The sequence below is a fragment of the Marinoscillum sp. HNIBRBA16962 genome (assembly GCF_057801515.1).
This window is the reverse complement of the sequence record NZ_CM173603.1, coordinates 3,654,014-3,667,190: the sequence shown is the minus strand read 5'-3', so window position 1 is coordinate 3,667,190 and position 13,177 is coordinate 3,654,014. Positions and strand designations below refer to the sequence as shown.

Sequence of the window (13,177 nt, the reverse complement as noted above, 5' to 3'; positions counted from 1 at the left end):
AGGCCGGTTAAGTTAGTATTGGCAGTATTTGGCTGTATAAATAGGTTAGGTTTGGTGATACCTTTCATAAGCTTTCTTATTTGGCCAGGTTATAATCCAGTTGACTGAGTTTGATCTCTCCCTGGTTGGTTTCTTTGTATATTCCCGTTATTCTTCCAAGATCATCGTATTCCAGTCGGGTGTAGAAATGATTGTTGTCCAGGATATATTCCTGCTTTCCAAGGTTGTTGTAGGTATAACATTGGATATTAGCGGAAACAGGAGCTACCCGGAAGTCGTCAAACGTAGGCATCTCATTGGCACTTTCCGGAGAAACATTGACAACCGAGAATCGTATTTCAGTCGCATCTGTGATCGTGTAATTTGACAGAGGTACATCCAGTTCAAAGAGATACCATCCATTAATATTTGGTTTTCCGGAGGGATCGCACGTAAGTTTAAGATTACTCGCTTGCTGGCCTACTATCGCTATCGTTGCCCAGAGCTGAGCGGAGCTAACATTTTGTTCGTGAACCCAAACTGACATACGATAAATCTTGTTTTTATTGACTACACCAGGCTTCATCTTATGTAGAGTTATCACAACTCCTCTACTGGTTTGAAAGCCATACTGCCCGGTATGAGCTTTATCGGACAGGTTTGCATTCGGGCCAAAATCATAAGAAAAATTAATACCCTTTTCGGCTCCATGAAAAGCAAATTCCCGGACATCCGAACCATCTGAGGAAGCAATAACAAAGTTATTATCCGGTGAATATCGGACTGACCGTTTGACTTTGCTTGCCCCCGCTACTTCCAGTGGTTTGGAATTTTTATCAAATAGCGTAATTTCGGATGCCTTAAGCCATGCATCATTAGTTGCTCCCTCATCATGTTGAAACTCCTCTGCTGAAGTTAAGAGCTGGACTGTACCATCTGCATTAAGTGACTTGTTCAAAGCATACCTGCCCGATGGCCTCCGGATACTTTCTTCACTGTCTTCTTTCCAGGTAAGGACATTGGCGCTCAGCAACTCTGTATACTGTGGGCTTGCGGTGGTAAAGTCAAGGTCTGCCAGTTTGTACAAATAGGACTCTGTGGCAGCATTCAGCATGTTTTTCTGACCGGTACCCGGACCCATATCTTCATACCGGTGATAGGCCGGTACAGTTACCTTCCCAAGTTGGTTCCCATAACCGTCTTTACTAATAGCTACCATCGGTTCTCCCGAATAGAAATCCTGATTTTTGAAAAGCGTAGAGGTCTGAATATTGTTCCGGTAGTTAGTATAGCGGACCTGGCTAAGCTGGTAAACAAGTTCTTCAGAAAAAGAATTGATAAACCGGGCAGTGATGCGTTTGTCATTTTTATTCTCGTCAGATCGTCCCTTTTCAAAGCTCCTGAAAGCGTGATCAAAAAGATTTAGCGACTGGGTAATATTACCGTACTCGGACACACTGTAGTCATAAGCAGTTTCTGTTAGCAGCAGGTCATTCCGGTCATAGCTCTGTACCCTCATGGTTTTACCCGGGAGCTGAGTTCTGAAGGTGGTTTTATAGGTAGCCTCATTCAGCTGGTAGCCATACTTATAGCCATTCTTTGCTATATCAGGATTGATTCTCGCTTTACGTGAGTGTAAAGTATCAATTGTCACAGTAGAGTCTTCAAAGGTCAGAAAATGATACATTGTTCTACCTGCCGGCTCTTCATCTTCTGACAGCCTGCGGTGACTTACCGTTGAGTAAAGGATGGTAGGAGAGGGATAACCAAAATACTCTTTAAAACGGGATTCCGTATCTATATAACCTGGCTCATCAGAGGCTACTCCCGAGGATTCTCCATCTAACTTACCATCCCTGGTGTAGATATACTCATCTATAATTTCATTTACACCATCTGAGCTAATGATCCGGCTGACACGCGAACCTCCTCCTTGCTTTTGGTCAGCCAGCTCCATACCGGCGATCCGTTTATAGGAGTCCCGTTCGTAAGCGATGGAGATCAGGTTTCCGGCAGGGTTCCGGATGCTGCTTAGCGCCCATTCATCCCCTTTAGAAGCTGGATCTACATCATGGGAGTTCACTCCTCCTTCGGGATTGTTTTTGTATTCCCCCCAGGCATCCCAGTTGTATCTGCCGTAAGTCGCCTCTTCCGGTACATTGTAACCAAATTTGTAATCCAGAGATGGACCGGTCTTGCCCTGTATGGATACTTTCGTCAATGCGTTCCTGCCTGACTCCGCATTTGGCAAGCCCTTATACAAAATATCGTCCTGCTCAAAATAGACCGTTTGCAGAGCATGATCAGCTATGTAATCGCGAATAGCATCGCTGACCGTCAGATCCTCAGTCTTCAGCACATTTCCTTCCAGTTCACCTGCACCGTACCCTGCATACTGGTTTGCCCGGAAGTTCAGGTTATCAACCAGGTGTGTATAGTGGTCATTACGTAGCAATACGATCCTGTCCAAAGCCAGGCTTCTGGGCTGCATCTTATTTCCTTCCAGCTTCACTACAGCCGAACGATTATCTGGTCTGGGCTTTTTAACAAACAAAGCTGTATGCGTCCGGGTGGAAATACTGTTAAGGTAGAATACTTCTTTTAGCTGTATCGATCTCACCTCGGTAGTTGATGAGTCTGTAGAACCGGGTGTATACATAGAGTTGCCGTCTAGTGGAGACTGGGACCTGAAGTACTCGGTGAATTTACCATAGTCAAACTTGACAAAGAACCCCCTGTCATTTTCGCCCACCTGCTCAACACCTTCGATCGGGGCATCCACGAAATCTGGTCCGGTAATAGCGGTTAATAGCCACTGATGTGCGTACGGCTCTGTTATCTCATCCCGCCCGGTGAATACGCCGTTTTCCACCAGTGTCACCTGTGCTTTGGTATATGCCGGAGTAGAAAAATAATAGGTAAACCCTTTTTTATCCGTGATCTTGATCCCACCTATCCCGTACCGAGGATAGGTAGCTCGCGGCCTGTCACGATCTATTTCAAATAAAACTCCTGATCCATTTGCAATTTCATCGTTAGAGTACCACTCAATCTCGTATCCTCGTTCTAGTTTCGAATCCCCGTCATATCCCTCTCTGGCCGCATCCATGAAGTTTATGGCGTCACTCTGCATTTCGAAGTATGGAGCATACAGGCTCAAGCCCAGATTTACATCGTAATATTGCTTGGGCTGGAATCGGAGTGAAAAATTCCCGTTAAATGCGCCCTGGTGGTAATCAAAATAGTTTGAACGGTCGCCTACCCATCCGAAACGTATTTTGTTATACGAAGTAGCGTGTCTACCGTCACCATAATCTGCTACACTCAACCGGTGCTTTACCAGGGCCACTTTTCCGGCATAAAATTCATTTATTGGGAAAGATGAAGCCACTGATACATTATCGAACCGGTAAGGCCTGATCTGGCCAGAGAGATTGGCGGCAGAGACAATATACAGATCAGGAGCCCAGTAGATCGGAGAAAGATTTTCTGTTATCAAACCCTGTTTTCTGTGCTGGAAAAAATCGCTGGATACGTTTTCCCCGTCATAGCTTATATTTTCATCCTTCGAAGATATCCGGGTGTACACCGGGTACCTTTGGCTGGTGCCGTCGAGAAACCGGGGATTAAAATGTCCCTGTCCTGGCCCGGAATAGAGATTCCGCATATTCGATTGCTGTAGCATTCCGTACTGAAATTCGGTAGTTGTTCGATCCATACTCCATCTATAGGTAACATCTCTGTCATAAGGGATCAGCCACAGAAATTTCTTTACCCTGGTACTCACTTCTTCTGCAGACCAATCCCACATTGAGGGGATAATATTGATCCTTGATTCAGGTACCGTGAATAAACTTGAATAAACTGAGCCCGGATCAAAGGGAGATAAAGGATTTCCATAAACGAGACTGTTACCTAAAGAGCTCATTGCAGACTTAACATCTTCTGTGAAACCTGGATCATTCGCTGCATCAGCTACATTTTCCATATCATTTGCCAGCCTTTTCAACCATGCCTCAAACCTTGTTGGCTCATCAAAGGTCTTCTCTACAGCAGGAGCATGCATCTTGCCGATCTTTTTGCTCTTACGAGTATCATCAGGCAGCTCGGAAACAACTCTTCGGATGCTGTTGTCCTCCAGAACCCAACCCAGTCCCGCCCAGCTTGCTTCCATATCCACGCCAAAACCGGAGTGGTACTTTAATGTGATCGGGTAGTCCCCCTCCGGGCCTGGTATTGTTAGCAGGTTCAAATTATACTGCAAATCCCCAGTTGGAAGGTCTACCCGCTGACCGAAAACAGTGGTAGTCCCTAAAAAGAGCAGGGCCAAAGTGGCTGTTTTTGAAAATGATCTAAAAAATGTTAATCCCATATCGCAATGAAATTTTCTGTGTTTGTGAATTATCAAAATTGTAAAGTATCAGTAAGCTTCCATTGAGCTTGCCAAGGAGAATATTACGTCCGATCCCGGTTGCGTAATTGTATTTTGCAGGGATCATCTTAAATGATTCACCATCTTGTTTCATGGGCTCCCTGGATTCTGCTTCAAAATGAGCAAAGTATTTTCTAAACCGGTACTGGGTAAAGCTTCGGAAATAGACCTCATCCACCTTTATCGGATCAAAGTGAAAACTAAACGAATAGCCCAGACCCAGTGAAAGTTTATTGGTCAGGTTTACCTTCACAGAAGGGTTACAAACCAGGTAAAAAGGTTCCTGCCTGACCTCAAAAAAAGCCCCCATTTCAAAACGTTTAAAGTCACCCAAAGAATCAGATTCGCTGTTTGAAAACTTGTTGGAAAAGAACTCCTTAATAAAAGACCTGAAATCTTCTTTCTTTTTATATTTCCGGATCTCCTGCTGAGTGGATGCTACCACACCTTTATACTTTTCAAAATGATCTGTATAGTCATCCAGAAACGATTCCTTTCTGAAGTTGGCTAATAGTTCATGGTCTGGTTGCTCAGGAAGCTGAACGGTATCCATCCCGGAAAATTCCTGTATGATTCTGGTGGTGTCCACCTGGAGAGTGTAGCGGCCAGAGTCTAATTTGTGATGAAGTAAACTATCAAGGCTTGCGGAGTCCATAGGAATGGGACCAGCTAAATCCGCAAGAGAGTCCAACTCAAACTGACTAGCTACTGAGTCCTTTACCGCCGTAGTGTCAAGTGATATGCGATCAGCTAACCAGGTACTATCTATAGCCGCAGTATCCATTGAACTTATTTTTGTGGTATCAATGGTTTTTTTCAGCTCAATACTGCGAGCTTTTCTGACCATACTTTTTAGAGAGTCTCCGGGAAGGTCTATTTCGATAAATTCATCGACCGGCTTATTTATTTGAGAACCATATTCAGACTTGAGGTAGGCAGCGCCTTTCTTTTTAAAACCTGACCACGCCTCTTTATTATTTAAGCGGGAAAAGGGGTTCTCGAAATTGGTTTCGATCTTGCTCTGACCGAAAGCACTCCAGGCTGTCAATGCCAATAAAAAGAGGCATAAGTAAATTTTGGTATTAGGCGGCAAAATATTAATTGTCAGCTGTTTACAAAAAAATTGATCAGACGCTAACCGGATCATCAAAAACAATTAGCTCAAAGTGAAATAAAACTGCACTGTGGATTTTACTTACTTTGAACGGTTACCTCGAAAGAGTTAAAAAGAATTCAAAATATCAAAAAAACAGCCTTAAAAAACGGTCTATACTATCAATTGATAATACAAAACGGGAGCATTCATCTTATTTACTATCAATTGATATAATTAAGGGAACAGAGATTAATGTCTGAGAAGGCAAATTGGGAAAGTCTCCCTCTAATCCTTTTTAGATTTTCTTTTTGACAGCGCTGAAATAGTGCTCGATCCTTGATCCATTTTTGTTATACAGGGAGCATAAAAAAAGGGAGTCACTTATTTTTTAGTAGTTGCGCCCGGGTATAAACAAAAAAACCTGATCATTTCTGATCAGGCTTCTTTCTAGTAGCGGGGACAGGACTCGAACCTGTGACCTTCGGGTTATGAGCCCGACGAGCTACCAACTGCTCCACCCCGCGATGTAATGTGTCCCACTTTTTAAGGTTAACCTCCTGCTGATCCATAACTTCAACAAGCTTTTCTGAACGTTTTCAGACCCCTTTGTTGTGATGTGGACTGCAAAAGTAGCATAGAGTTTTAGATTACCCAAACCCTTCCACTAAATAATTTTTATTATTTCTGACCCAGTATCTGGCCGGTAAGCCGCATCAGCTCTACCTCAGCTATTTTTGCTGCATTCCGAGCCTCCAAATAACGTATCTCGGCATTGAGCCGGTTATTTTGAGCCTCACGAAACTCCAGCGCATTTGATTTTCCCACCCGGTAGCGCTCCAGGGCAATTGCCTCGTTTTCCTGGGCTACCTCCAGGTTCTGACGCTCCAGCTCGGCCAGCTCCACCGAGTTTTGATAGGTCAGGTTTGCTGACCTCACCGAGGTGATCAGCTGGGTTTTAGCCCGCTCAAAGGCCAGCTGACTTGACTCAGCCTGGACCCGGGCATTTTGTATGTTACGCCGCTGATTCAATCCATCAAATAGCGTCATCCTTGCCGTAAGTCCGTAATTAACACCATTTGAGCGGTTACTCAGTAGAAATCCTGCCTCAGCGTTCAGGTTGGAGTATGAATATCCCAAATTAAAATCCAAAGATGGCCATTGCTGCCGTTCCAACTCAACCTGCGAGAGGATCGCAGCCTCGCGGTTGCTGCTGAGTTGTTTTAGGTCAGGGTTATTGGTCAGTGCTGACTCAATGATCTCATCCTCAGATAAGGCCGGATTCAAATCATAGTTGTAGCCAAGCCTGAAGTTCACTTCATTTTCCTGGATCGCCAGAAATTCGATCAACTGAAATTTCCGTACAGCGATCACTTCCTTCTGCTTGACCAGGGCAGACCGGTCACTGTTGTAATCGACCTGGGCCTGCAAAAACTCAAGCTTACTGGCCTTGCCCACCTCGTATTTGTCCCGGCTTATATTGACACGCTCTTCAGACAGCTCCATGGTGCTTTGCAGTAAAGCCAGGCGTTCCTGCTCCAGGGCAGTGTTGTAAAAAGCCTTCATCACATCCGAGATCGTGGTTTGCAATTGTGACTGGAACGCATATTGATTGGAGCGCCTGATCTCTTCCAGGCGGTCTTTGGAAGCAAACATTTTAAGCCCGTCAAACAATGTCCAGGAAAGGTTGGCAGCAGCGTTGTAGCTTGTTGATTTAGCGCCGGTTCGGGACTGCCCATCACCACTGGCAAATTCCAATTCCGAATCCTGTATAGTTTGGCTGGTGCCTCCTGTGAGCTCCACGGTGGGCAGGAATCCAGCGTTTCCATAGGTGTCGTTGTTTTCTGCGATGCGCAGATTGTTGCGTTCCAGGCGGATGTCGTAATTTTTCTCCAGAGCCAATCCCACCACTTCTTCTACAGTCCATAGAGAATCATTACTCTGGGCAAACAGCCCGGTAGAACAAATCAAAAAAAGATACCTGATCATACGCGTGCTAATCTTTTCTCTTTACTGGTTAAAAATGAATAAATGGCCGGGATCACAAAAAGGGTGAGGAAAGTGGCAATGATCAGCCCTCCGATAACGGCAATCCCCATGGAAACACGACTTTCAGACCCGGCTCCCAGTGCAAGGGCAATAGGCAAAATGCCCAAAATGGTAGAAAGGCTCGTCATCAGGACAGGTCTGAAACGCATCTTGGCGGCGCTTTTGATGGACTCCATGATGCCCAGGTCTCTTGCCTTGCGCTGATTGGCAAACTCCACGATCAAGATACCATTTTTGGTCACCAGCCCAATCAGCATGATCATCCCGATCTGGGAGAAGATATTCAGGGTTTCGTTGAAATACCAGAGACTAAAAAGCGCCCCGGACAAAGCCAGTGGCACAGTAAACATGATGGTCAGTGGGTCACGAAAGCTCTCAAACTGAGCTGCCAGTACGAGGTAGATGAGTATAAGGGCCAGCGCAAAAGCAAAGTATAAGTTGTTTGAACTTTGCTGAAACTCCAAAGAAGATCCTGCCAGGGCCGTCTGAAAACGATCATCCAGTACTTCAGCTGCTATGCGATCCATCTCTTCCAGTCCCGGACCAAGTGTGTAACCACTTGCTAAACTTGCTGATATGGTAGCTGAAGTAAACCGGTTGTAATGAAATAGCTGCGGTGGGGTGGACCGCTCTTCCAGCCTCACCAGGTTATCCAACTGCACCAGGTCGCCGTTACCGGATCTGATGTAGATGGACTTGAGGTCCAGAGGCTCATTCCGGTTGATTTTTTCCAACTGCCCGATCACATAGTACTGCTTCCCATTCATGATGAAGTATCCAAACCGGTTTCCGCTCAGACTAAGCTGCAGGGTTTGAGCTATATCACGTACAGATACGCCCATGCTACGGGCCTTTTCCCGATCTATCCTTACACCCAGTTCCGGTTTATTGAACTTCAGGTCCAGGTCTACAAAGTCAAATGCCGGACTTGCATTGGCTTTTTCGATAAACTCCGGCAGCACTTCTTTCAGCTCCGCGAGTTCACGTGCCTGAAGCACAAAACTCACCGGCAGTCCTCCGCGCCTGTTGCCGATGGATTCCGGCTCCACCACAAAAGCCCGCGCTTTGGTGTTTCTAGCAATCTTCGGTTTGATGGCTTCTACGATTTCATGCTGCGAGCGATCCCGGTCTTTTGCATCTTCCAGCTTTACGATAATAAAGGCAGAGTTTACTGAAGCTGAAGCGGTAAACCCCGGAGAAGTAATGGTAATGATGGATGCTGCTTCGGGTACTTCTTCCTGAACCAGGGCTGTCATTTCATTAGCGTAATCATCCATGTAATCAAAAGAAGCACCTTCTGGTCCGGTGGCAATGATCCTGAACACCCCACGATCTTCCAGCGGGGACAGCTCCGATGGGATGATCTGTACAAAAAGAAAGATCAGTCCACTGGCCACTAGTACGATCACCCCGGAAAGCCAGCGATTCCCCATGAACCTGTCCAGGGCGTTGTTGTATTTATTATTTAGCCATACGAAGAAAGGCTCCGTTTTACGGTAAAACCACTGTTTTTGCTCACGGTGCTTGAGCATTTTACTGGAAAGCATGGGAGTGAGGGTCAAAGCGACAAAGGACGAAATAACCACAGCTACAGCTACAGTGATCCCAAACTCCCGGAAGAGCCTGCCGGTAAGTCCCTGGAGAAAAATAATCGGGAAAAATACAGAAGTCAGCGCCACAGTGGTAGAGATGACCGCAAAGAAGATCTCATTGGTTCCTTTTTTGCCTGCCTCACGAGGAGGCATTCCCTCTTCTATCTTGGTGTAAATGTTTTCCAGCACTACGATGGCATCATCCACCACCAGCCCGATGGCCAGGACAATACCCAGCAATGTGAGCACATTGATGGAAAATCCTAGTATGTACATAACAAAAAACGAACCGATCAGGGCAATGGGCACCGTGATCACCGGGATAAAGGTGGTTCTCCAGTCCCTCAGGAAAAAGAAGATGATCAGGACCACCAGTCCAAAAGCGATGAAGATGGTTTGCCGCACTTCAGCAATAGACTCGCTGATGTACTCGGTATTGTCAAAGGCAATCTCCGTGCTGATGTCCTCGGGAATATTTTTTTTCAGGCTTTCCAGTCTTTCGTAAAACTCTTCAGCAATGTCCAGATTGTTTGAACCGGGTTGGGGTACAATGGCATTGAGCACCATGGGTATCCCGTTGTTTCGCAGGGCTGTTCGTTCGTTTTCAGGGAAAAGCTCTGCCCGTCCGATATCCTGGAATCGAACTATATTGTTTTCGGATTCTCGGATGATCAGGCTATTGAATTCATCCGGGGAGGATAACCTTCCGAATGTCCGCACGGTCAGTTCCGTTGAAGCTCCTTCAATCCGCCCGGACGGGAGCTCGATATTCTGACTTTGGACGGCATTTAGTACATCCAGTGGAGTCAGCTCATAAGCAGCCAGCCGGTCAGGATCCATCCACAAGCGCATGGAATATTTTTTTTCGCCCCAGACGCGTACCTCACTCACTCCGGAGATGGTCTGAAAGGTTTCTTTAAAAACATTGTTTGCTATTTCAGACATTTCCAGCAGGTTGCGCTTTTCTGAGTAGATCCTCAGGGCGATAATGGGTTGTGAGTCCGCATCGGCCTTGGTAACAATGGGGGGGTCTGCATCCGGAGGTAGGTTTCGGATCGCCCTGGATACTTTATCCCGGACGTCATTAGCGGCAGCTTCCAGGTTGGTTTCCAAACCAAATTCCACAGTGATGGTACTTCGGCCATCGCTGCTGTTGGAAGACAGGGTTTTGATGCCGTCGATCCCATTGATGGATTCTTCCAAAGGCTCTGTGATCTGCGTTTCGATGACGTCTGCACTGGCTCCGGTATAGGAGGTGGATACCGTGATGACGGGTGGGTCCACGCTGGGGTATTCGCGTACACCCAGGAAGTTGAACCCGATAATGCCAAAAAGAACGATGACAATCGACATAACCACCGCCAAAACCGGCCGTTCGATACTGATATTGGATAGACTCGCCATTTAGTTCAGGTTAATGTTTACTTCCGAACCTGTATTGATCTGCAAAACACCCGTTGTAATTACGGTATCGCCTGGAGCCAGGCCTTCCAGTACCTGCACGTCCTCTTCAGTTCTGATCCCGGTAATGATGCTTTTAGAACCCACCTTTCCATTTTGGTATAAGAAAACCTTTTTGCCATTGAGCTCGGGGATCACAGCTTCTGTAGGGATAAGCAGAGCCTCCGGAATGACTTCCAGGATGAGGCTGACCCGGGCAAACTGGCCTGGCAAAAGCCTTCCATCCCGGTTGTCAGCTTTTGCCCGGAGCCTGATGCTTCTTGTCTGCGGGTCGATCTGCGGCTCAATGGCGTAGATCGATCCGCTAAAGGTGTCGTCGTAGGCATCTACAGTGAAGTTAACCCGGTCGCCAATGTCTACCAGTTTCAGGTACCTGCTGGGCACACTGAATTCCAGCTTGATCGGATTGATCTTGAAAAGCTCTGCGATAGAGTTTCCGGGGTTTAAATAGCTCCCTTCCGAGACGTTTCGCAGGCCTACCACACCGTCGAAAGGCGCTATGATGCTATGTTTGGCTAGTCGGGCTTCCAGCACCCTGATCTCCGCCTGAGTAGTATTCAGTGTGGTCAGCGCTGTTTCATACTCCTCCTGGCTGATGGCCTCTTTTTCCAGGAGTTGCTTTTGCCGGTGCTCATTGTCCTTATTTAGCTTAAGAATAAACTGCAGACGCTCCAGCTCTGCACGGATCTCGTCATCGTTCAGCTTTACCATTAATTTGCCCTTTTTTACCGTTTGCCCCTCCTCAAAGAAGATCTGACTTACTTTTCCAGCCACCTCACTATTCAGGAGTACAGACTCATCGGCCAGCACAGACCCGGTTACATTGACCTGGTTATTGAGCTGCTGCCCCTTTAAGACCAGGCCGTCTACGGTCAGTTTTGCCGGGGCTGTAGCAGTGGCTGAGGCCGAAGCTTTGTCATCTTCTTTTGGGAGCTTTGGGTATACAATGGCACCGAGGATCACAACCACAATAACGATATATAGAATTCTTTTTAAGGTCTTATTCATCAAGCTACAAACAGAAATTATGTCTAATTAATACCACCAATGGAGGGTATTTGTTTAAATATATTCTTTGTAAATGTATATACATGGATCAAGGAACTGAAAAGAAATTACATCTACGGAAACTAAGAGTTTTGAACTGTTATGAGATTGATAGAAAGAAGAAAGAAGCGTATTTTTTTCAGCCTACAGTAGGGATATCAACAAATGTTTTTGAAGCTGGGTTTACTTCACGTTTAGTTTGGGTTAATTTGGATCAGGCTGGTAATAGCTCCTCAGGGGTATTTATAGAGCCTGTTGAACCACTAAACTCGGATTTAAAAACATTAAAGCTATTGCTCAGCTTGGGCTTTCATACCCAATGAACGAAGAGAGGATGGATTTTACTTATCAGCCCTTTATGTTTTCAATCGGCCTGCAAGCCAAACTAAATGTTCTTTCAAGGTGATCAGTAATGACGAGACTACTTTAGAACTACGGTTTTGCCAGAGGCTGCAGATTTTTTAGCGGCATCAAGGATCTTCACCACGATCAGATTGTTTTGGAGAGAGTTCAGATCTCTGTCTGGTTGGATGGTTCCTTTCACCACAGCCGCCAGATAAGCAAAGGGATCAGAAACGGGATATTTCAGCGGAGGCAAATGAACGGAAGAGTCCGGTTGGTTTTCGGCCATTCTAAGGATCAGATTGGTTGCATCCTGGGTTTTTATGTAGCCTGCAGTTCCGTAAACTTCCATGTCCTTACGGCTAAAGGTCCAGTTCCAGGAGGGCTGGATCACTCCGACGGTTTTCGGGTATTGGAGTATGATCGTTGCTTCATCTTCCACGTGGGGATACAGTTTCGGTTTGTTGGTATTGGTAACGGCCGTCACGGAAAGGGGTAACTGATTTCCCATCATGCTGGTAATAATATTGGCCCCGTAGCACCCAAAATCTGTCAGGGCTCCGGCCCCGTTTTGTTCAGGATCGGTAAGCCAGTCCAGAAACTCTTTGTTGATCCCGATCTCAACAGGCCCCTGATGACCATCATTTACAACAATTCGATTGATCTTATCCAGTTTCCCTTCTTCAACTTGCGAAAGGGTATATTGGGTGGTTGGATACCAGGTGGTCTCATAATTGGTGAGCAAATGGATGTTATGCTTTTTTGCCAATGATTCCATTTTAAGCGCATGAGTTGTACTGATAGCCAGTGGCTTTTCCACCATCACGTGAATGCCTTTAGGAGCACAACTTTCCACCACTTCCAGGTGCTGGTAAATGGTCCCAAAGGCCGTGACAGCTTCAGGTTTTGTTTCGGAGAGCATCTCATCCAGCGATCCATAAACCAGATCCATGCTAAACCCGTGCTGTTCAGCGTATCGTTGAGCGAGCTCCCGGTTCGGTTCGGCAATCCCTACGATCTCTATATCCCCGATATCATCCCGTCCCAGTATCCAGTGGACATGCGTATGAGTAAGGCCAGCTATCCCAACTCTGAGTGGCTCGGATCCATCCAAACCACTCTGAGCATTGAGGTTTGCTATCACAGCAAAGACTAAAAATAGAGCGTAAATAAGTTTCATAG

At 46.1% G+C, this 13,177-nt stretch carries 7 protein-coding genes and 1 tRNA gene; 1 reads left to right on the top strand and 7 read right to left on the bottom strand.

What is annotated here, in order from left to right:
* Positions 1 to 76 precede the first annotated feature (76 nt).
* The 6 genes from AC3E9V_RS15170 to AC3E9V_RS15145 form a co-directional block, all read right to left on the bottom strand.
* Positions 77 to 4,351, bottom strand: coding sequence for a hypothetical protein (locus tag AC3E9V_RS15170; RefSeq protein WP_488748979.1), 4,275 nt, complete (start codon positions 4,349 to 4,351; stop codon positions 77 to 79).
* The gene (locus AC3E9V_RS15165; RefSeq protein WP_488748978.1) at positions 4,332 to 5,465 is read right to left on the bottom strand and encodes a hypothetical protein; all 1,134 of its coding nucleotides are present in this window, start codon (positions 5,463 to 5,465) and stop codon (positions 4,332 to 4,334) included. Before AC3E9V_RS15165 ends, AC3E9V_RS15170 begins: the two co-directional genes overlap by 20 nt.
* Positions 5,466 to 5,958: 493 nt before the next feature.
* A tRNA-Met gene (locus tag AC3E9V_RS15160) sits at positions 5,959 to 6,031 on the bottom strand.
* 154 nt (positions 6,032 to 6,185) lie between these two features.
* A complete protein-coding gene (locus AC3E9V_RS15155; RefSeq protein ID WP_488748977.1) occupies positions 6,186 to 7,493 on the bottom strand; it encodes a TolC family protein in 1,308 nt (435 codons plus the stop codon).
* Positions 7,490 to 10,549, bottom strand: a complete 3,060-nt coding sequence (locus AC3E9V_RS15150; RefSeq protein ID WP_488748976.1) for an efflux RND transporter permease subunit — start codon at positions 10,547 to 10,549, stop codon at positions 7,490 to 7,492. The genes AC3E9V_RS15155 and AC3E9V_RS15150 overlap by 4 nt, the downstream gene beginning before the upstream one ends.
* Positions 10,550 to 11,614, bottom strand: coding sequence for an efflux RND transporter periplasmic adaptor subunit (locus tag AC3E9V_RS15145; RefSeq protein WP_488748975.1), 1,065 nt, complete (start codon positions 11,612 to 11,614; stop codon positions 10,550 to 10,552). It abuts the gene before it with no gap.
* Positions 11,615 to 11,697: 83 nt separating this feature from the next.
* Between AC3E9V_RS15145 and AC3E9V_RS15140 the strand changes: the two genes are divergently transcribed.
* Positions 11,698 to 11,976 carry a hypothetical protein gene (locus tag AC3E9V_RS15140; RefSeq protein WP_488748974.1) on the top strand — a complete coding sequence of 93 codons (279 nt, stop codon included), beginning with the start codon at positions 11,698 to 11,700 and terminating at the stop codon, positions 11,974 to 11,976.
* 98 nt (positions 11,977 to 12,074) lie between these two features.
* On the opposite strand, the gene AC3E9V_RS15135 is transcribed toward AC3E9V_RS15140, so the two are convergent.
* Entirely contained in the window at positions 12,075 to 13,175 is a 1,101-nt protein-coding gene (locus AC3E9V_RS15135) for a Gfo/Idh/MocA family protein (RefSeq protein WP_488748973.1), read from the bottom strand.
* Between the last annotated feature and the right edge of the window lie 2 nt (positions 13,176 to 13,177).

What these genes read in the sequence shown, in the direction of transcription:
- AC3E9V_RS15170 (WP_488748979.1), bottom strand. Translation starts at nt 4,351, where the DNA reads ATGGGATTAACATTTTTTAGATCATTTTCAAAAACAGCCACTTTGGCC.
- AC3E9V_RS15155 (WP_488748977.1), bottom strand. Translation starts at nt 7,493, where the DNA reads ATGATCAGGTATCTTTTTTTGATTTGTTCTACCGGGCTGTTTGCCCAG.
- AC3E9V_RS15150 (WP_488748976.1), bottom strand. Translation starts at nt 10,549, where the DNA reads ATGGCGAGTCTATCCAATATCAGTATCGAACGGCCGGTTTTGGCGGTG.
- AC3E9V_RS15145 (WP_488748975.1), bottom strand. Translation starts at nt 11,614, where the DNA reads ATGAATAAGACCTTAAAAAGAATTCTATATATCGTTATTGTGGTTGTG.
- AC3E9V_RS15140 (WP_488748974.1), top strand. Translation starts at nt 11,698, where the DNA reads ATGGATCAAGGAACTGAAAAGAAATTACATCTACGGAAACTAAGAGTT.
- AC3E9V_RS15135 (WP_488748973.1), bottom strand. Translation starts at nt 13,175, where the DNA reads ATGAAACTTATTTACGCTCTATTTTTAGTCTTTGCTGTGATAGCAAAC.